This window comes from Stenotrophomonas sp. YJH_SMC_20 (assembly GCF_059367845.1).
On record NZ_JCAFRG010000004.1, the window covers coordinates 201,328 to 220,196 of the forward strand.

General features: G+C 66.7%; 16 protein-coding genes. 9 read left to right on the forward strand and 7 right to left on the reverse strand.

Annotated elements, in window-relative coordinates; translation table 11 throughout:
- Nucleotides 1-90: 90 nt before the first annotated feature.
- The 4 genes from AC5P6A_RS09290 to AC5P6A_RS09305 all read left to right on the forward strand — a co-directional run bounded on the left by AC5P6A_RS09290 (nucleotide 91) and on the right by AC5P6A_RS09305 (nucleotide 4,644).
- Nucleotides 91-615 (forward strand): hypothetical protein, encoded by a 525-nt coding sequence (locus tag AC5P6A_RS09290; RefSeq protein ID WP_019661618.1) that lies wholly within the window; start codon nucleotides 91-93, stop codon nucleotides 613-615.
- A gap of 52 nt (nucleotides 616-667) precedes the next feature.
- Nucleotides 668-1,243, forward strand: coding sequence for a hypothetical protein (locus AC5P6A_RS09295; RefSeq protein WP_229301578.1), 576 nt, complete (start codon nucleotides 668-670; stop codon nucleotides 1,241-1,243).
- 122 nt (nucleotides 1,244-1,365) lie between these two features.
- Nucleotides 1,366-3,090, forward strand: a complete 1,725-nt coding sequence (locus AC5P6A_RS09300) for a peptidoglycan-binding protein (RefSeq protein ID WP_346715022.1) — start codon at nucleotides 1,366-1,368, stop codon at nucleotides 3,088-3,090.
- A 141-nt stretch (nucleotides 3,091-3,231) separates the two neighbouring features.
- Nucleotides 3,232-4,644, forward strand: coding sequence for a TPM domain-containing protein (locus AC5P6A_RS09305; RefSeq protein ID WP_346715023.1), 1,413 nt, complete (start codon nucleotides 3,232-3,234; stop codon nucleotides 4,642-4,644).
- 1 nt (nucleotide 4,645) lies between these two features.
- On the opposite strand, the gene AC5P6A_RS09310 is transcribed toward AC5P6A_RS09305, so the two are convergent.
- From AC5P6A_RS09310 to AC5P6A_RS09320, 3 genes are read right to left on the reverse strand one after another with little or no spacing between them, the layout of a single operon-like run.
- A complete protein-coding gene (locus AC5P6A_RS09310; protein WP_111104532.1) occupies nucleotides 4,646-5,317 on the reverse strand; it encodes a VOC family protein in 672 nt (223 codons plus the stop codon).
- 54 nt (nucleotides 5,318-5,371) lie between these two features.
- The gene (locus AC5P6A_RS09315) at nucleotides 5,372-6,415 is read right to left on the reverse strand and encodes an alpha/beta hydrolase family protein (RefSeq protein ID WP_429001274.1); all 1,044 of its coding nucleotides are present in this window, start codon (nucleotides 6,413-6,415) and stop codon (nucleotides 5,372-5,374) included.
- 49 nt (nucleotides 6,416-6,464) lie between these two features.
- Nucleotides 6,465-7,292: an AraC family transcriptional regulator gene (locus AC5P6A_RS09320; protein WP_346715025.1), complete on the reverse strand. Its 828-nt coding sequence runs from the start codon at nucleotides 7,290-7,292 to the stop codon at nucleotides 6,465-6,467.
- A 201-nt stretch (nucleotides 7,293-7,493) separates the two neighbouring features.
- On the opposite strand from AC5P6A_RS09320, the gene AC5P6A_RS09325 reads away from it, so the two are divergent.
- The gene (locus tag AC5P6A_RS09325) at nucleotides 7,494-9,896 is read left to right on the forward strand and encodes a TonB-dependent receptor plug domain-containing protein (protein ID WP_346715026.1); all 2,403 of its coding nucleotides are present in this window, start codon (nucleotides 7,494-7,496) and stop codon (nucleotides 9,894-9,896) included.
- Nucleotides 9,896-11,197: an aminotransferase class V-fold PLP-dependent enzyme gene (locus tag AC5P6A_RS09330; protein ID WP_495222299.1), complete on the forward strand. Its 1,302-nt coding sequence runs from the start codon at nucleotides 9,896-9,898 to the stop codon at nucleotides 11,195-11,197. The genes AC5P6A_RS09325 and AC5P6A_RS09330 overlap by 1 nt, the downstream gene beginning before the upstream one ends.
- A 96-nt stretch (nucleotides 11,198-11,293) precedes the next feature.
- On the opposite strand, the gene AC5P6A_RS09335 is transcribed toward AC5P6A_RS09330, so the two are convergent.
- From AC5P6A_RS09335 to AC5P6A_RS09350, 4 genes are read right to left on the reverse strand one after another with little or no spacing between them, the layout of a single operon-like run.
- Complete coding sequence (locus AC5P6A_RS09335) at nucleotides 11,294-12,808, reverse strand: aminotransferase-like domain-containing protein (protein WP_346715028.1); 1,515 nt, start codon at nucleotides 12,806-12,808, stop codon at nucleotides 11,294-11,296.
- A 9-nt stretch (nucleotides 12,809-12,817) separates the two neighbouring features.
- Entirely contained in the window at nucleotides 12,818-13,417 is a 600-nt protein-coding gene (locus AC5P6A_RS09340) for a DUF6436 domain-containing protein (protein ID WP_346715029.1), read from the reverse strand.
- On the reverse strand, nucleotides 13,417-13,695 hold the full coding sequence (locus AC5P6A_RS09345) for a hypothetical protein (protein ID WP_227853757.1): 279 nt from the start codon (nucleotides 13,693-13,695) through the stop codon (nucleotides 13,417-13,419). The genes AC5P6A_RS09340 and AC5P6A_RS09345 overlap by 1 nt, the downstream gene beginning before the upstream one ends.
- Before the next feature lie 55 nt (nucleotides 13,696-13,750).
- Nucleotides 13,751-15,166: an aminotransferase-like domain-containing protein gene (locus AC5P6A_RS09350; RefSeq protein ID WP_346469706.1), complete on the reverse strand. Its 1,416-nt coding sequence runs from the start codon at nucleotides 15,164-15,166 to the stop codon at nucleotides 13,751-13,753.
- Between the two features lie 183 nt (nucleotides 15,167-15,349).
- Between AC5P6A_RS09350 and cyoA the strand changes: the two genes are divergently transcribed.
- Genes cyoA through cyoC form a run of 3 tightly spaced genes read left to right on the forward strand, consistent with a single transcriptional unit; the run spans nucleotide 15,350 to nucleotide 18,869 of the window.
- Nucleotides 15,350-16,255, forward strand: a complete 906-nt coding sequence (cyoA, locus tag AC5P6A_RS09355) for a ubiquinol oxidase subunit II (RefSeq protein WP_010482114.1) — start codon at nucleotides 15,350-15,352, stop codon at nucleotides 16,253-16,255.
- Between the two features lie 5 nt (nucleotides 16,256-16,260).
- Complete coding sequence (gene cyoB / locus AC5P6A_RS09360; protein ID WP_014038802.1) at nucleotides 16,261-18,237, forward strand: cytochrome o ubiquinol oxidase subunit I; 1,977 nt, start codon at nucleotides 16,261-16,263, stop codon at nucleotides 18,235-18,237.
- Nucleotides 18,234-18,869, forward strand: coding sequence for a cytochrome o ubiquinol oxidase subunit III (gene cyoC, locus AC5P6A_RS09365; RefSeq protein ID WP_005414759.1), 636 nt, complete (start codon nucleotides 18,234-18,236; stop codon nucleotides 18,867-18,869). Before cyoB ends, cyoC begins: the two co-directional genes overlap by 4 nt.

Genomic DNA, 18,869 nt, shown 5'->3' on the forward strand with positions numbered 1-18,869 from the left:
ATGTTGAAACTGAATCGACAGAGGCATGGCTATCCTTGCCTCCCTACCGCGCCGGAACCGCGCGCGACCGCCCGGAATCAGGAGGATCCCTTGAACCAGCTCCGCCCCGTTGCCCTGCTTGCGCTTGCCCTGGGGCTTGCGCTGTCGGGCTGCAAGCCTGCGCCCCAGGCTGCCATCACTGACGCCGCCGCACCGGCTCCGAGCAGCACGGCCGCCGCCACGACGCCGGCCACGCCGGTTGCCGCGGCCCCGGCAGACGCGTCTGCCAGCTGCCCCCATCCGGTCTTCGACGACTTCCTCAAGCATTTCGGCAACGAGATCGCGCTGCAGGAAACGTCCACTGCCGATCCGCTGCTGGACAGCCACATCGATGGCGACGCCGAGCCGGAGCCACGCAAGGTGGAGGAGAAGGTGCCGCTTGCCAAGGTCGAATGGCCGGTGATGCCGGACCCGGCCACGCTGCAACGCCAGGGCCGCGAGATGCAGGTCACCCGCCTGCCCGACGGCCAGGTACAGGTGCAGATGCGCACCCCCGATACCAGCGACCAGCAGATCTACACCTTTGCCCAGAAGCCGTGCTGGCAACTGGTCAAGCGTGAGGACGAATCGATCTGACCCCTGAGCGACCGCCTGCGGGCGGTCGTGTGATTCACCCAAGGAGCACCGCATGCGTCTGTCTCCCGTTGCCCCCGTGCTGGCCCTGATGCTTGCTGCCTGCAGCGGCCCTGAGGCGGCTGCACCGGCGGCGGCCCCCGCTTCTACTGACCCGGCAGCGTCGCCGGCCGCACCAGCGGCTGCCGTTGCGGACCTTCCCACCTCTCTTACGCGCGACGAGACCGGCATGCATATCGATTGCCAAGGCACCCGCCTGCACCTGGCGGCCCAGCCCACCCAAGACACGGACGCTTCCCGGCTGACCACGCTGGAAATCGAAAAGGACGGCGCACGCCAGGCCATTGCTGCGCCCAAGGAGATGGACGGCTATACCGCCGTTGGCCTGGCCTGCGTGCAGGACCGCAGCGGTACGCCGTACTTCGTCGTGCAGTACGGTGAACTGCCGTTCGGCTGCAGCTTCTGCGAGTGGTACTACCTGTACGACGCCAGTGGCCGCCAGTTGACCCACAGCACACCCCCGCTGCGCGGCGCGGAAGGCGAGGAGCAGGAGCCCAACAACGACGAGTACGAGACGTTGATCGACTCGCTCGGCATCAAGCACCCGGAGGTGAACTACATCGAAGACTGAGCGCAGCGGCAGGACGTCGCACGCGCGCTGTGAACGCAGCACCGCAGTACCGCAGTACCAGAAGTACCAGGAGCAGTACCCCTTAAGGAAATCCCCTTTTTCATAGAATGGATAGCACAGACATGGCAGACATCTACCAGGACATGGTCCAGCCCCGCGGGGCGGCCTACAGCAGTGACCGCATCAAACCGTGGAGCCACTACCGGGAGCCGATCGACCAGAGCGACGGCCGCCTGCATGGCAATTCCCGCCGGTGGGGCGATGCGACCCCGGAAGTACAGTCACGGGTGATCGACACGATCATCGAGTCGGCGCGCGAGAAGGGCCTGACCCCGCGCGAAACCGCGCACGTGCTGGCCATCGCCCGCGTTGAATCGGGCTTCAACCCCGATGCCGCCGCTGGCACCACCTCGGCCTCGGGCCTGGGCCAGTTCATCGACAAGACCGGCAACCACTACCACCTCAACAGCCGCAACCGCTTCGACGTCGGCGCACAGTCCGACGCACTGGTTGACCATTACATCGATAACCGCACGCTGGCGCACAAGCGCGGCCAGGGTGAGGAGTACATCTACAAGTACCACCACGACGGCCCGACCCGCGATTACGGCGGCCTCACCCTGTCTGAAAAGAAGGTGATGCCGTACGTGGACAAGTACGAGCGGTTCGTGGAGCAGCGCCTGGGCCTGACCCACGGCCAGTCCCATGGCAGCCACGCGGCCCCCGCCGCAGCTGCGGCCACCCACGCGCAGACCAAGCCGGCAGCGGCGCATGCCGAAGGCCAGACCCGCACCTTCGAGCAGACGATGCAGGTGATGCTGCCCCCGCAGAACGGGGTCAAGCCGCACGTTACCGGTGAGTTCGGCGAACACCGCGCGCACAAGCCGCACGGTGGCACCGACTTCAACTATGTCGGCGGCCAGCACGGCCGTAATCTGCAGCACCCGACCGTCCACGCGCCGATCTCCGGAACGGTGACGTTCGTCGGTGGCGACTACGGCACGGTGAAGATCAGGGATGCACAGGGCAACTCGCACGAGATCCTGCACCTGCACTCGACCCAGGTGAAGGAAGGCCAGCCGATCAAGGCGGGCGAGCCGATCGGCACCATGGGCGGGCGTGGCCCGGGCGGTGCGGGGCAGTATGCCCAGCACGTGCATTACCAGTTGAAGGATCCGCACGGCAAGCTGCTCAGCCCGCAGGACTTCTGGGACCACGGCAAGCTGAAGGAAACCGGCAAGGGTGGCCATTCGCATGACGCCGACCACAACGGTGTGCTGCGCCAGGGGGCCAAGGGCGAGGAAGTGACTGCGCTGCAGAAGGAACTCAACCGCCTGGGCGTGCGCGACGGCCAAGGCAATCCGCTGAGCGAGGATGGCAAGTTCGGTGCCAATACCAGGGACGCACTGATCGCCTACCAGAAGCAGCACGGGCTCACCGCCGATGGCGTGGCGGGTCCGGCGACGCTGGGCAAGCTGGCCGAAGGCCGCAGCCATGCCGAGGCGGCGCCGAAGGGGCCGCAACTGGGCGACAAGGCGCATCCGGATACGCCGCTGCACAATGCGATCCGTGGCCACATGCCGGGCATGATCTGCAACGAGATGAGCGCGCATGTGACCGCCCAGGCCAAGGCCGCCGGCATCGATTCACCGGAGAAGCTGCAGGGCGTCACCGTGCAGGATGGCAAGGCCTTCGTCATCGGCACCGTTCCCGGCTTCCGTACTGCGGTGGACATGACCCAGACGGCACCGAGCCTGCAGGAGACCAGCGCTGCAATGCTGGCCAAGCATGAGCCTTCGCAGCAACACGTGCAGGACGAGCAGCAGCGCGTGGCCATGGGCCGTTGACCGCTGCGTGTGAAGAGGTGTGTGGTAAAGGAGGCCGGCCGGGGTAATCCGGCCGGCTTTTCCGTTCATGGGGCAAGGACATACACGGATGCCGTTTCGCATGATGCACAGCACGCCGCCATTGCAAGGCACGGCGTCCACATGAGCCGGGTGCTGCGGTGGCGCAACGCATGGCAGCGGGTAGGGCTGGCACTGCTGCTCTGCCTGTTGCCGCTGCCAGTGCTGGCGGCGGCCGCGATCCCGGCACTGGATGATCCGGTGGTGGACACCGCCAACGCGCTGTCCGCCAGCACCCGCGCCACGCTGCGCGAGCAGGCATTGCAGCTGCAGGCACGCAAAGGCGCGCAACTGCAGGTGCTGGTGGTGCCCAGTGTTGGCGATGACGGCATCGAAGCCTATGCACAGCGCGTCTTCGAACAGTGGCAGCTGGGCCGCGCCGGTGTCGATGACGGGGTGTTGCTGCTGGTGGCAGTGCAGGACAGGCGCGTACGCATCCAGACCGGCTATGGCCTGGAAGGCACCGTTCCCGATGCCTATGCCGCGCGCATCATCGACAAGGCGATCGTGCCGCGCCTGCGTGAGGGAGACCTGGACCAGGGCCTGCTGGACGGCAGCAAGGTGCTGGTGGCGTTGATCGATGGCGAGCCGCTGCCGCCCCAGGAAGATTCATCCGCACGCAACCTGTTGCCAGCGGATTGGCGCACAGGGGATTCGGTCGTTGCCCTGACGTTGCTGGTGGGGTTCCTGGCCGGTCTGTGGCGATCACCGCCGCGCCTGCTGGCCACCAGGACCGAGGCCGAGTTCAGCTTTAAACGCCGTGAGCGGCGGCGCAAGGCATCGGCAGCCAATGCGGCAATGCCCAGGCCGAATTGGCCGACATTGCCTGCCTGGGGTAGACCGCTGCTGGTAACGGCAGTGATGGCCGCTGGGTTGGTTTCGGCGACGCTGCTGCTGCCGCGGCATGTGCTGCCTGCGCTGTTCTTCGTGCTGTTACCTGCTGTACCGGTGGCGGCGCTGCTGGGATGGTGCTGGCGTCGCAGCCGTGGTGTGCGCATCGTGCTGTGCGGCATGTTGGCCGTCAGTATCGGTTTCTTCGCGGTGATGCTGGTCCGTGGCCAGTTGCCGCCCAGCCTTGCCCTGCACACGTTGCTGAACCTGGCGGTCGCCCTTGCCGCCATGCTGGTGTTCTTCCTGGTGCGGGCCGGCCGCGCGCGCTGGCGCAAGAACCGCAACAGCTTCGCCGTGCGGCTGGTGGTACTGGTGCTGTTGACCGGCGCCTATGCGCTGGGCGCGCTGCTGGCCATCGACCGGGCCAGCGACGAGAACGCACGCGTGTTGGCGATGATCGTGTCCAGCGTAGGCACGCTGTTCCTGTACTTCATCTGGCTGTTCACCCTGCTGCCCGGCGAAAAAGCACGCAGCGGACGAAGGTCGTCCCAAGGTTACCGTTCCTCGTCCAGCACCTCGTCGTCGAGTTCGTCCTCGAGCAGTTCCGGCGGCTGGTCCGGTGGTGGTGGTCGCAGCGGCGGCGGCGGCGCTTCGGGCAGCTGGTAGCTCAGGCCGCCCACACCCGCCAGCCCAGCGCGGCATCGCGCAGTTCGCCGCTACCGTTCACATCACCCACCTGCAGCTGCACGCCCTGGGCACCGGGCAGGTCTTTCTGCTCGGGGAACCAGCGCCGGTCCGCAGCAACCACGATCAGCAGGCCTTCGTCGTCGCCCATCGGCGCGAACTGCGGCGACGGCGGGCTGATCGGCTGCAGGCCGAAGCGCTGGCTGGACTGTTCGCGCACCGCATCGACATCGTGGCTGGGTAGGCCAACCTCGCTCAGGCAGGTCAGCTCACTGCCATGGAAGGCGCCTGCGCGCGTGCTGACTGGCAGACGGCGCCGGCCGATCAACTCGAGGATCAGGCCATCAGGACCGGTGAAGTACACCGACTGCGACTGCCAGCTGCTCTCCAGCGCAAAGTAATCCAGGCCCTCAGGATTACGTTGCAGCGGGGCCCGTTCGCGCAACCAGGCCATCGCCTCGCCGAAGCGGTTGTCCGGTACGTTGAAGGCCAGGTGCACGCCACCGACGGGGTAATCACCCGCCGGCTGCAGTTCGATGGTGCTCCAGCCGGTGTGCACATGGTTGCCGACCACGCGCTGCTGCAGCACATCATGGAAATACGCGGCCACGGAAGCGACGTCGGATACCGGCAGGGTGAGGTGCAGCAGGCGCATGATCGATTCTCCGTGGACGCGCCCACTGTAGCGCCGGGCCACGCCCGGCGGCCACTAGCGCAGTGAATGGTCGAAGAACCGCACTGCTGCGTCCACTGTCTGCGCGTGGGTCTTTGCCTTTGGCACTGACGTGCTGCAGAGGTCCTGCAGCCGCTGCTGCCCGGTCGGGGTGCATGCGGCGAGGAAATCGTAATGGCCGACACCTGGCAGCAGCTGCAGTGCAGCGCCCGCAATCACTGCACGCGCGGCCGCGCCATTGGTCTGTGGCGGCGCAACCGTGTCAGCCTCGCCAAGCACAATCGACACGGGCAGCCGCAACGAGGACAGCTGCTCGGGCGCGAAGGCCTGGATGATCGCCGGTGCCAGCAGGAACACCGCGCGCACGCCGGGAATGGCGCGTGCGTCGTTGGCGTGGGACATCCACGGCGACAGCTCGGCCGACGCCGCAGCGGCAACACGCGCCTCCATCGTGTGCGTTGCCGCTTCCTGTTGAGGCCGGCAGACGCCGTCATCCGGATGCGCCGTGCAGAACGCCAGCAGTCGCTGCAGGTCCGGTTGCGCCCCAGCCGCCAACAGCGCGGTGTAGCCACCGGCCGAGAAACCGGCAACACCCAGGCGTTCAGGATCGACGTGCGGGCCCAGCACTGGATCGGCCTGCACGGCCGCCAGTGCCGCGCGCAGATCATCCGCGCGCAGCCAGGTCAACATGCTGCCATGGAGGGTCATCTGGTCGGCACCATTGTTGCCGGGATGATCGACTGCGATCACCAGATAACCTTTCCGTGCCAGCGCGGTGCCCAGCCAGCCCATCATGCGCGCGCTGCCGCCGTTGCCATGCGACAGCAGCAGTGTCGGCAGGCGAGCGCCTGCGGGCGGCGCATCCATCGCCGAGCGACCAACATCGAACAGGGGCGTGCCAGGCGGCCCGATGGTCACCTCGACTTCGCTGCTATCGGCCGGTGCCGGATACCACACCGTGTAGCGCAGGGTGCTGCGGTGCTGCGCATCGCGCACGGCGGCACTGGCCACCGTCGTGGTGCCATGGCGCTCGCCGGCTTTCCAGGTGTCGCCTGCGTGGGCGGAGAGCGCCGCTGCCATCAGCAGCAGCCCGACAATTGTGATGTTCACGCGCATCTTCAGCTCCATGTCAGCAGGGACCTTCGTCTACCGGCAGCCAGATCTCCACGCCGCCGTTGCCAGTGTGCTCGTTGAACCGGGCGTCGTAGCGCTCCAGGTCCGGCGCGTCGGCCAGGCTGAGGCCGGCGCTGGGCAGGTAGTGATCCAGCAACCAGAACCAGGTCGAGCGGATGGCCGAGATGTGCCCGCCGTGCCAGGCCACCAAGTAGCGTCGTGCGGGCACATCCACGCGCTGCCAGTGCGCGGGTACAGGGCCAAGTGAACCAATCGGCAGCGCGGCGATATAGTCGAAGCCGCCGCCGTCGTCGTTGTTGCAGCACACCCCAAAACTGACCGGGGCCGGCGCCGGCCATTCCCGGTTGAGCTGGGCCCACTGCCCGGGAATGGCACCGCCGCTGTTGCGGGTATGGCGCATGCCGATGCCGGCCAGCTGGAAGGCCGGGGTGTCGAGCAGCTGTGGCGCCTCAGCGCAGGCAACCGGCGCCTCGTCCACGCGGATCGCCTGCACCAGCGCCAGCCCATCGGTGCCCTGTTCGCGTACCCGTTCCGGTGTCTGCCCGAACTGTTCGCTGAAGGCACGGGTAAACGCGGCATGGGTGGTGTAGCCCGCGCCAATCGCCACCTGCAGGATGTCGCATGCGCCGTTGGCCAGCCGCTGCGCGGCCGTTGTCAAGCGGCGCCCACGCAGGTAACGGACCACCGACGTGCCGGTGCGGGCCTGGAACAGGCGCGACAGATGGAATGGCGACAGTCCCACCGCAGCGGCGATATCGGCCAAGGCCAGCGGCTGCTCCGCATGGGTTTCGATGTACCACACCGCCTTGCCTGCCGCACTCATCCTGTCGTTCCATGAATCCGATGCTGGACACAGTAGCGGATCGGCAGGCGTGGCGTTTAGCAGTTCTTGCGCCTGCGCGCACTCAAGCTGTCGCACTGACGTCATGCCTCCTTCACAGATCGCGCCGAGACTGCGCGCCTTGTCCAGGCCTGGGATATCCCTGCAGGTGCTGGCCCTGTCGCGTCCTCCCGGAGTCCTGCCGTGCATCGTTCGAAGCTTTCGCGTTCCATCCTCCTCGCCCTTTCCATGGCCAGCGCAGGAGGCGCGATCGCAGCGGAGGCCGATGCGGTCGATGCCGCAGGCGGCAGCCGCGTCGCGCCCACCCAGCTTGATGCAATGCTGGTCACCGGCACCCGTGCGTCCAACCGCACCCAGTTCGAAACGCTGGCGCCGGTGGACGTGTTCAGCAAGGAAGACATCAGCTCCGTTGAATCCACCGATCTGAAGGACGTGCTTGCCCAGCTGGTGCCATCATTCGTGGTGCAGCGCCTGCCGATGGCGGACGGCCAGGTGTTCGTGCGTCCGGCTACGCTGCGTGGCCTGTCGCCGGACCAGACCCTGGTGCTGGTCAACGGGCGTCGCTTCCACCGCAGCGCGCTGCTCGGCAACCGTGGTGCACAGGCGGCCGACCTTGCACAGATTCCGACCAGCGCGATCAAGCGCATCGAAGTGCTGCGCGACGGCGCATCGGCGCAGTACGGCTCGGACGCCATCGCCGGTGTCATCAACATCATTCTTGAGGACGGCCCCGGCACCGGGATCACCGCCGGCTATTCGCAGTACGCGCAGGGCGACGGTGCCTCGCGCGACTTCAGTGCGCGCACCGGCTGGTCGCTGGGCGACTATGGCAGCCTGGTGCTGTTCGCCGAGTCGTCCAATTCAGACGCCACCTCGCGTACCCGCCAGCGCCCGGATGCGATCGCCTTCCAGGCTGTACATCCGGAGCTGGAGGTGCCCAACCCGGTGCAGCGCTGGGGCCAGCCGGAACTGGAAAGCCGCCGCGTCGGCTTCAACGTGAAGGCCAATGCCAGCGAGACGCTGGAGCTCTATGCCTTCGGCCTGTACAGCCACAGCGACGGTGTCAGCGATTTCAATTGGCGCAACCCGGATACCACCACTGGCGCGTATCGCACCACCGCCATCTTCCCGGGCTGGAACCTGCGCTCGCTGTATCCGGTCGGCTTCAGCCCGCAGTACGGCAACGTCCAGAATGACCTGCAGCTGGTCGGCGGCCTGCGCGGCGAGATCACACCCAAGCTGCGCTGGGACGTGAGCGCCTCGTATGGCCGCAACGCCATCGACTACAGCCTGAAGAATTCGATCAATGCCTCGCTGGGTCCCGCCAGCCCGACCGCGTTCGATCTCGGCCGCCTGACCCAGACCGAGAAGAACGCCAACGCCGACTTCAACTATGAGTGGGACGTGGCCGCGCTGACCAGGCCGATCAACGTCGCCTTCGGTGGCGAGTTCCGCCAGGAGACCTACCAGGTGCGCGCCGGTGACCCGGCGTCGTACGCGGTGGGTCCGGGCGCGGCTGCAGGCCTGGAGGCCAATTCCAATGGTGCGCCCGGTTTCTCGGCCAGCCAGGCCGGGCAGTGGAGCCAGCGCAGCAAGGCCGCCTATGTGGATATGGAAGTGCCGCTGGGCGAGCGCTGGAGCATCGGTGCGGCCAGCCGCTACGAGGACTTCTCCAGCTTCGGCAGCACGCTGGACGGCAAGCTGTCGGCGCGCTTCGCGATCACGCCGGATGTAGCCCTGCGCGGTACCGTGTCCACCGGCTTCCGTGCGCCGACGCCGGCGCAGCTCAACACCACCAGTACCACCCAGGGGTTGGACACGCGCACGCTGCAGATCTTCACCAGTGGCCGCCTGTCGCCGAACGATCCGCTGGCGCAGCTGCTTGGGGCCAAGCCGTTGAAGCCCGAAGAATCGGGCACCGCCTCGCTGGGCCTGACCTGGCGCACCGACCTGGGCCTGTCCGGTTCGGTGGATGTCTACCAGATCAAGCTCAGCGACCGCTTCAGCCAGTCGGCCAGTTTCGCCATTCCGGCCGGTACGCCCAATCCGCTGGGCTATACCTCGGTGAACTATTTCACCAACGACTTCGATACCACCACCACCGGCGTGGACGTGGTCGGCAACTACCTGCGCGACCTCGGCGCCGGCCGCATGACGCTGACCCTGGCCTACAACTACAACCGCACCCGCGTGGACAACGGCAGCACCTCGGTGGCAACCAATGAGACCCAGCGCGTGCTGTTCGAAGACCGCCTGCCCGAGCACAAGGGCAGCCTGACCGGCAGCTGGGACATCGGCGCCTGGTCGCTGATGGCACGCATGCGCTACTACGGCGCCTGGACCGATTCCAGCGGCAATGCAGTGGGCGATATCTACCAGCGCTTCGGCGCGATGAGCTTCCTCGACCTGGCTGTCGGCTATCGCATCAACGAACATCACAGCCTGCGCGTGGGTGCCGACAACGTGTTCGACCGCTATCCGGACGAAGCCACGTTCCAGGCCAGTCGCGGCCTGGTCTACTCGCGCAACGCGCCGTACGACACCGACGGCGCCAACCTGTACGCGCAGTACCGGCTGAGCTTCTGATGGACCCGACCCGCCGCTTCCTGTTGCGTGCCGGCTCCTTGCTGCCGGCCGCAGCCGCACTGTCTTCACTGCCCGCCATGGCTGCCACGCGTTACGCTGCGTCCATGCAGATTCCCGCAACGACCGTGGCGCCGGACGTGCTGGCCCGCGATGAGAGCTACTGGGCCGCCGTGGCCAGCCACTTCGACATCACCGACGAAGTGAACCACCTGGAGAATGGCTACTGGGGCGCGATGGGCCGCGAAACGCTGGCCAGTTACCAGCGCAATACCGCTGAAGTGAACCGTGGCAACGCCTGGTATGGCCGTCATGCGTTCCCGGCGCAGTACATGGCGGTGCAGCGGCAGGTGGCCGAACTGCTGGGCGTGGGCGTGGATGAGATCGCACTGACCCGAGGCGCCACCGAGGCGATGCTGGCGCTGATCGGTGGCTACAACCGCCTGCGGCCCGGCGACCAGGTGCTGTACGCCGACATCGACTACGACAGCATGATCGGTGCGATGCGTTGGCTGCAGCAGCGCCGTGGCGTGCAGGTCGAGCGCATCGCGCTGCCGGTGGTGCCCGACCATGTGCAGATCCTGCAGGCCTACGAGGCCGCGTTCGCGCGGCTGCCACGCCTGAAGCTGGTGCTGCTGACCCAGGTCAGCCATCGCCATGGGCTGGTGCTGCCGGTGGCCGAAATCGCCGAGCGCGCACGCGCACGCGATATCGACGTGATCGTCGATGCGGCGCATGGGTTCGGCCAGATCGACTACGCGGTGCCGCAGCTCAAGGCCGACTTCGTCGGCATCAACCTGCACAAGTGGATCGGTGCGCCGGTCGGCGTCGGCGCGATGTATGTGCGCAAGGGCCGCGTTGCGGACCTCGACCCGTACATGGGTGAAACCGACGATGGCCGCGTGGGCAGCCGTGTGCACACCGGCACGGTCAACTTCGCCGCTTACCTGGCGCTGCCAGAAGCGATCGCATTGCACCAGCGCATCGGCGTGGCCAACAAGCAGGCGCGCCTGCGCTTTCTTCGCGAGCGCTGGACCGTACCGGCGCGGCGGATGGCGCATATCGAAGTGCTGTCTTCGCCGGATCCGGCGCTGGCCAGCGCCCTGGCCAGCTTCCGCCTGCGCGGGCGCATCAGCGTGGCAGACAACATCGCGCTGCAGAAGCGCCTGCTTGATGAACATCGGATATTCACCACCCATCGCGACGGCTTGGACTCCGGCGCCTGCGTGCGGGTGACGCCGTCGGTGTTCACCCGGCCCGAGCAGATGGATGCGTTGGTGACGGCGCTCTCCGCATTGGCCTGATCATGAACGGTAGTGCCGGCCGCTGGCCGGCAACCTCATGATCGTCGCCCACGAGCAGCTGCCGGCCAGCGGCCGGCACTACCGATCGGGTGGGGGCTACCGCTCGATCGCCGGCAACGCATCGGACAACAACAACCGGTCAATCCGCCGCAACGCACTCTCCAGCTGCCGTCGGTCCGCCGCCAGCCCCAGCGACAACCGCACGCCGTACTGGAGCGAGACCCCCGGCGGACAGAACGCCGATGACGGCGCAATCGCCAGCCCCTGCAGCTGTGCGGTACGCACCAGCGTGGCGTCGGTCCAGGGTGCCGGTATCCGGCACCAGGCATGCAGGCCCTCCGCGCGCTGCAGCAGCGACGGCGCGAGCAGGTAACGTGCCATGCGCATGCGCTCGCGTGCCTCGGCGCGTACCTGGGCCAGCAGTGACTGCGCCGAACCATCCAGCAGCAGTTGGCTGGCCAATGCCGAGACCAGCGGATGGCCCATCAGCCGCGTCGCCCGCAACGCCGCCGTCATCGCCTCGGCGTGCACAGCGCTCGGGCATTGCACGAATGCGGTGCGCAGGCCGGGGCTGATCACCTTCGACAGCGTCGCTACATAGAACACATGGCGCGGTGCCAATGCTGCCAGGGGTATCGGTGCCTCTTCGGCGAGGTGCCAGTACGGATCATCCTCGATCGCCAGCAGGCCTTCGCTCTCCAGTACACGCGCCAGCGCCTCGCGCCGCTGCAGCGGCAGGGTCAGCGCGGTCGGGTTCTGGCAGGTGGGATTGAGATAGACCAGGCGCGCGCCGCTTTCGCGTGCCTGCCGCAGCAGCGCTGCAGGACACATGCCGTGTTCGTCGCCGTCCACCGGCAGCAGCCGCCGGCCCAGTGCGGCGGCGGCCTGCAGCAGGCCCGGGTAGACCAGCGCATCGCAGAGGATCGTATCGCCATCGCGGCCCTGGCTGACCAGGATCGCGGCCAGCGCCACCTGTGCGCCTTCGGTCAGCAGCAGGCAGTTGTCAGCCACGACGCCCAGCATCGGCTGCAGCCAGCGCGCCGCGGCATGGCGATCAGTGGGGTTGCCGCCCCCCAGGTGATAGGTCATCAGGTTCGGCGCGTTGCTGCGTGCAAGCACGGCGGCGGCACCACGGCGCAGCGTCTCTGCCAGCGCGTCGGCGTCGGGCACCGGCGGCACGTTCATGCTCAGGTCCACCACCTGGTCGAAGCCGGCCTTGGGCGGTGCGATGAAGCTGCCCTGTGGTCCACGCGCTTCGATCAGGCCACGCTTGCGTGCTTCATCGAAGGCGCGGGTGACCGTGGTCAGGTCGATGCCCAGCTGCTGCGCCAACGCGCGCTGCGAGGGCAGGCGCTGTCCCGGTGCCAGACCACCACGGCGCACCGTGCGTTCCAGCGAATTGACGATGCGCAGGTAGATCGGGCCGCTGTGCGCGAGCACGTCCTGCACCCACTCGCGCGCTGCGACATCCGGTCGCGGCATGTACGGAGCATGTCGGGGCGTATCGTTGCTTCCAACGGCGGGAGCCTGTCCACAACCATCGGTCGGTTCGGACAGGTGACCGCCGTTGTTGTTTGCGGCGGTCGCGCCACCCAGAGCCAGTGATGTCATTGCGCGTCCTCAGCGCTTGGCCTGCCAGGGGCAGTAGCAGCCCACGGCAAGCAGTCCCTTGGGGCGCACGGTTTCGCCGCGCACCAGTCTGTCCAGCAGCGGTTCGACGAAACTGTTGGCCGAGCTGCAGACCATGCCGATGCTGTACGGGCCGGCGTAGGCCAGATGGCCCTGCCGGTCCCAGATCGCCACCGCAGGGCTGGCCGGGATGTGCTCGATGCCGTCGATGGACGGCAGGTTGATCACCTTGTTGCGCAGCGGCTCGGGCAGTTCGCCCTGCGTGCCAGGGCGACGGATCGCGTAGAAGTCGATGCCGGCGCGGCGGTACATGCTGATCAGGTAGCTCAGGTGGGCACCGGTCTCGCGGTTGCACACCCCGCAGGCCGGGTCCCAGAAATGCACCACGCGGATGCGGCCGGTATCTCCGGCCAGATCGGCCGGCAGGCGCAGCTGCGAGTCGTCGAAGACGATGGCCTGTTCGGTGAACGTGGACTGCGCGCTGTAACCGAAGTACTGCCACAGTGCAGCCGCCACGCCGGCCATGAACAGGCAGGCGAGGGCGATCATCGTCGGCAGTAGCCAGCGGCGGCGCGGCGCGGCTGCGCCCATCAGGAGTCTTCCCCGCCGAACTTGTGCACGTACTGCTTGCGCATCTCGCGGCAGGAATCTGCCTGCGCGCGGCGCTGGATCTCGCTACGCGACGGATCCTCGCTGCGCTGCACGCATTGCTCGATGGCGTGGCGTTCGGCGGCCTTTACGTCCACGGTCTGCGGCTGCAGGCAGACCCAGGCCAGCGCGGCCAGCATCAGCACCACAAAGCCACCGCACCCGGCCATCACCAGGTGGAACTTCAGTTTCTCGGCGCGCATCGATGCACGTCCCTTCATCCATACATTGCATACAAAATATCATCTTGTATGGATGTCGTGCCACGTGGACGACTCAGACGATGGCGTTGTGCCGGGCCTCGGGAACTTCGGACAGGATCTCGTTCAGCTTGGCCAGCGCCCCGGCCAAAGCGCCCTGGTCGACCGCGCCGCCCAGCGACAGGCGGATGGCGTTGCCCGGCGGCGGCTCTTCCACGCTGAAGGCGTCGGAACTGGCGATGCCCAGGCCCTGTTCCTGCGCGGCCTGGATCAGCCGGTACTGGTCAAGCCGTGGCGGCAGCGGCAGCCACACATGCAGGCCGGCCGGATGGGCCTGGGCGCGGGTGGGCAGATACCGGGCGGCAATGGCCTGGCGCTCGCGCAGCTCCTGCTGGAAGCGCTGCACCATGTCCTGGGCCTTGCCGCTGCGGATCCACTGCGAGGCCACCGCCACCATTGACTGGGTCGGCATCAGCGCGATCGCACGCAGGGCGTCCAGCACCGGTTCCATCGGTTCGCCGGCCGGCACCACCAGGTAGGCGGTGCGCAGGCCCGGTGCCAGGCACTTGGACAGGGTGGAGATGTAATACACCGGGCAGCCGGCGTCGCGATGGGCGGCCAACGGCGGTGCGGCGTCCCCGGCCAGCAACCAGTAGGGATCGTCTTCGATCACGGTCAGATCGTGGCGCTTGGCGACCGCCAACAGGGCCTGCCGGCGTTGTGCCGACATCGTTGCCGTGGTCGGGTTCTGGATGGTCGGTACCAGGTACAGCAGGCGCGGGCGGCGCAGCTGGCAGGCTTCTTCCAGCGCATCGGGCAGCATGCCTTCGGCGTCCATTGCCACCGGCACCACGCCCCGCTGCAGCACGCGCGCGGCGGCCAGCAGGCCCGGGTAGGTCAGCTCCTCGGCGGCGATCAGCTCGCCCGGCTGGGTGCGGGCCAGGATCAGCGCGCACAGTGCGGTCTGCGCACCGGGGCAGATCACCACCTGGTCGGCACCGACCATCCCCAGCATCGGTGACAGCCACTGCACGGCGGCGGCGCGGTCCTCGCGGGTGCCGGCGCCGACGTGGTAGCTCATCAGTTCGCCCTGGCCCAGCTGCTGCCCGACGTGCTGGAAACCGGCCTCCATGTCCCGTGCGAACGGCGCGCTGCCCAGCAGCGGCGGGATGTTCATGCTCAGGTCCACTGAGGTGCTGCGGTTTCCGGCCGACAGTGCGATGAAGGTACCGCCGGCGCCCTGCGCATCCAGCAGGCCGGCCTGGCGCAGCTCGGCGAAGGCGCGGGTGACCGTGGTCAGGTCCACGCCCACCTGCTGGGCCAGGTCGCGCTGCGGCGGCAGCCGGTCGCCCGGGCGCAGCACGCCGTCGTCCACCGCCTCGCGCACCTGCTGGGCAATCTGCAGGTACAGCGGGCCGGCGCCCTCGCGGAAGGGGCGAACCCAGGTGCGATTGGGGTGTTTCAGGCGGCGGCCGGCGGCAGGTGGCGTCATCGGTCAGGTTTTTCCATACGTGCAGGTGCACAAGTCCATACAATGATGTATCTTGTATGGGCTTGATTGGAGTGGTTCGCCCTCTTGTAGGCGACCTCGTACCCACAGTGTAGCCGCTCCACGCCCGGGCGCTGCGCGCAGGCGAGCCGGTCAAGCGCGCTTCTTCAACAGGGTTGACCTCCAATGAATATCTGCTGGAACCGCATCCGCCTGGCGCTGGTCGCCCTGGCCTGCGTCGGCCTGTCGGGCTGTGACTGGGTGCTGCTGGATTCGAAGGGCATGGTCGGGCTCGCCCAGCGCGACCTGATCCTGATCTGCATCGGCCTGATGCTGATCGTGGTGATACCGGCCATCGTGCTGACCTTCGTGTTCGCGTGGCGCTACCGCGCCGGCAACACCAAAGCGAAATACACGCCGGACTGGTCGCACTCCACCAAGGTGGAGATCGTGGTCTGGGGCGTGCCGCTGATCATCATCGCGGTGCTGGCGGTGATCGTGTGGAAGTCCACCCACGAGCTGGACCCCTACAAGCCGCTGGACGTGGCTGGCGAACCGCTGCACGTGGACGTGATCGCCACCGACTGGAAGTGGGTGTTCGTGTACCCGGACCTGGGCATCGCCACGGTCAACCAGCTCAACTTCCCGGCCAATCGTCCGCTGGCATTCAACATCACCTCCAACTCGACGATGAATACCTTCTTCATCCCGCAGCTGGGTGGGCAGATCTACGCGATGGCCGGCATGCGCACGCAGCTGCACCTGATCGCCAACGAACCCGGCCAGTTCCGTGGCATGTCCGGCAACTACAGCGGGCATGGCTTCTCGAACATGAAGTTCATCGCCACTGCCAGCAGCAACGAAGACTTCGAGCGCTGGGTGGCCGAAGTGCGCAGCGCGCCGGACGCGCTCAGCTTCACGCAGTTCAAGGCGCTGGCCGCGCCGTCGAAGAACGCACCGGTGCAGCACTTCTCCAGTGTTGAACCGCTGCTGTTCAAGAAGGTCATCGACCAGTTCATCGGCGTCGGTGAGAACACCGCTGCTGCTACCCCGGCGGGCGCTGCCGGCGGTGCCCAGGTTTCCCAGGAGTAACGAACATGTTGGGTAAATTGACGTGGGAGGCTGTGCCACTGCACGAGCCGATCGTCGTGGTCACATTGGCGGCCATGGTGCTGGGCGGCCTCGCGCTGCTCGGCGCGGTGACGTACTTCAAGCTGTGGGGTCCGCTCTGGCGTGACTGGTTCACCACCGTGGACCACAAGAAGATCGGCATCATGTACGTGGTGGTGGCGCTGGTCATGCTGGTGCGTGGCTTTGCCGATGCGCTGATGATGCGCGCGCAGCTGGCCGCGGCCGGGCCGGGCAGTGACGGCTTCCTGCCACCGGAGCACTACGACCAGATCTTCACCGCGCACGGCGTGATCATGATCTTCTTCGTGGCCACCCCGTTCGTGGTCGGCCTGATGAATATCATCGTGCCGCTGCAGATCGGTGCGCGCGACATGGCGTTCCCGTTCCTCAACGCCTTCAGCTTCTGGATCTTCGTAGTCGGCGCAGCGTTGATGATGATCTCGCTGGGCGTTGGCGAATTCGCCATGACCGGCTGGGTCGCCTATCCGCCGCTGTCGGGCATCGAGTTCAGTCCAGGCGTAGGTGTCGACTACTACATCTGGGCCCTGCAGGCGTCCGGCATCGGTACGTTGCTGACCGGCGTCAACCTGTTCATCACCATCCTGCGCATGCGTGCGCCGGGCATGACCCTGATGAAGATGCCGGTGTTCACCTGGACCGTGCTGGTCACCAGCGTGATCATCATCGCCGCCTTCCCGATCCTGACCGTGGCGCTGGGCGCGCTCACCCTGGATCGCTACCTGGACTTCAACTTCTACACCAACACATTGGGTGGCAACCCGATGATGTACGTGAACCTGGTGTGGGCCTGGGGCCATCCGGAGGTGTACATCCTGGTGCTGCCGGCGTTCGGCATCTTCTCTGAAGTCACTGCCACGTTCGCGCGCAAGAAGCTGTTCGGTTACAAGTCGATGGTGGGCGCCACGCTGGCGATCGGCATCCTGTCGTTCATCGTCTGGCTGCACCACTTCTTCACCATGGGTTCCGGTGCCAGCGTCAATGCCTTCTTCGGCATCATGACGATGATCATCGCCATTCCCACCGGCGTTAAGATCTTTACCTGGCTGTTCACCATGTACGGTGGCCGCGTCGAGTTCAGCGTGCCGATGCTGTGGACCATCGCGTTCCTGGTCACCTTCACCATCGGTGGCATGACCGGCGTGCTGCTGGCCATTCCGGGCGCGGATTTCCTGCTGCACAACAGCCTGTTCCTGGTCGCGCACTTCCACAACACCATCATCGGCGGCGCGCTGTTCGGCTACCTGGCCGGCTTCGCCTACTGGTTCCCGAAAGTGTTCGGCTTCACCCTCAACGAGCGCCTGGGCAAGTGGTCGTTCGCGTGCTGGGTGATCGGCTTCTACCTGGCCTTCATGCCGCTGTACATGCTCGGCTTCATGGGCATGACCCGCCGCATGAACCAGTACGACAACCCGGCGTGGACGCCGTACCTGATCGCCGCCTTCATCGGTGCGCTGTTCGTGTTCGCGGGCATCATCCTGATGCTGGTGCAGATCTACGTGAGCGTGCGCGACCGCAAGCGCAACCTGGACCTGACCGGCGACCCGTGGAACGCACGCACGCTGGAATGGGCCACGCCGTCGCCGCCGCCGTTCTACAACTTCGCCGTGGTGCCCAAGGCCGATGAGCTGGACGCCTTCCACGAAGCGAAGAAGCGCGGCCTGCCGCCGCCGCCGAAGAAGTACGCACCGATCCACATGCCGAAGAACACCGGCGTGCCGCTGATCCTCAACATCTGGATCCTGGTGCTGTGCTTCGCCCTGGTCTGGCACATCTGGTGGATGGCCGCGGCCAGCTTCATCGCGATGATCGTGACCCTGATCGTGCGGTCCTACGACGAGGACGTGGACTACTACGTCAGTTCCGAAGAGGTGGCGCGCACCGAAGCGGCCAGCCTGGCCAAGTTGAAGGAGGTACGCGCATGAACCTGTTGACCCGCCCCGAGCTGGCCAGCGACACGCAGGCGCATGAGGACCACCACGAGCACGACCACGGCCACGAACAGGGCGGCATGAAGGTGTTCGGCATGTGGGTCTACCTCATGTCCGACCTGGTGCTGTTCGGTTCGCTGTTCGCCTCGTACGCGGTGCTCAGCACCGCCTACGCCGGCGGCCCCACCGGCAAGGAGCTGTTCTCGCTGCCGTTCGTGATGGCCGAGACCTTCCTGCTGCTGGTCTCCAGCATCACCTACGGCCAGGCCGTACTGGCGATGCATCGCCACGACACCTCGGCGGTGCTGCGCTGGCTGGGCGTGACCTTCGTGCTCGGTGCCTCGTTCATCGGCATGGAGATCTACGAGTTCTCGCACCTGATCCACGAAGGCGCGGGCCCCAGCACCAGTGCCTACCTGTCGGCGTTCTTCGCGCTGGTCGCCACCCACGGCCTGCACGTGGCCAGCGGCCTGATCTGGATGGCGGTGGTCATGCACCAGGTCTACCGCCGTGGCCTGACCCCGACCAACATCACCCGTGTGTCGTGCCTGAGCCTGTTCTGGCACTTCCTGGACCTGGTGTGGATCTGCGTCTTCACCTTCGTCTATCTGATCGGAGCCTTCTGA

Bases quoted from the DNA above. Each gene is read 5' to 3' on its own strand.
- AC5P6A_RS09345 (WP_227853757.1), bottom strand. From the start codon at position 13,695: ATGAAGGGACGTGCATCGATGCGCGCCGAGAAACTGAAGTTCCACCTG.
- AC5P6A_RS09335 (WP_346715028.1), bottom strand. From the start codon at position 12,808: ATGACATCACTGGCTCTGGGTGGCGCGACCGCCGCAAACAACAACGGC.
- AC5P6A_RS09330 (WP_495222299.1), top strand. From the start codon at position 9,896: ATGGACCCGACCCGCCGCTTCCTGTTGCGTGCCGGCTCCTTGCTGCCG.
- cyoB (WP_014038802.1), top strand. From the start codon at position 16,261: ATGTTGGGTAAATTGACGTGGGAGGCTGTGCCACTGCACGAGCCGATC.
- AC5P6A_RS09295 (WP_229301578.1), top strand. From the start codon at position 668: ATGCGTCTGTCTCCCGTTGCCCCCGTGCTGGCCCTGATGCTTGCTGCC.
- cyoC (WP_005414759.1), top strand. From the start codon at position 18,234: ATGAACCTGTTGACCCGCCCCGAGCTGGCCAGCGACACGCAGGCGCAT.
- AC5P6A_RS09350 (WP_346469706.1), bottom strand. From the start codon at position 15,166: ATGACGCCACCTGCCGCCGGCCGCCGCCTGAAACACCCCAATCGCACC.
- AC5P6A_RS09300 (WP_346715022.1), top strand. From the start codon at position 1,366: ATGGCAGACATCTACCAGGACATGGTCCAGCCCCGCGGGGCGGCCTAC.
- cyoA (WP_010482114.1), top strand. From the start codon at position 15,350: ATGAATATCTGCTGGAACCGCATCCGCCTGGCGCTGGTCGCCCTGGCC.
- AC5P6A_RS09310 (WP_111104532.1), bottom strand. From the start codon at position 5,317: ATGCGCCTGCTGCACCTCACCCTGCCGGTATCCGACGTCGCTTCCGTG.
- AC5P6A_RS09320 (WP_346715025.1), bottom strand. From the start codon at position 7,292: ATGAGTGCGGCAGGCAAGGCGGTGTGGTACATCGAAACCCATGCGGAG.
- AC5P6A_RS09340 (WP_346715029.1), bottom strand. From the start codon at position 13,417: ATGGGCGCAGCCGCGCCGCGCCGCCGCTGGCTACTGCCGACGATGATC.
- AC5P6A_RS09305 (WP_346715023.1), top strand. From the start codon at position 3,232: ATGAGCCGGGTGCTGCGGTGGCGCAACGCATGGCAGCGGGTAGGGCTG.
- AC5P6A_RS09315 (WP_429001274.1), bottom strand. From the start codon at position 6,415: ATGGCAGCGGCGCTCTCCGCCCACGCAGGCGACACCTGGAAAGCCGGC.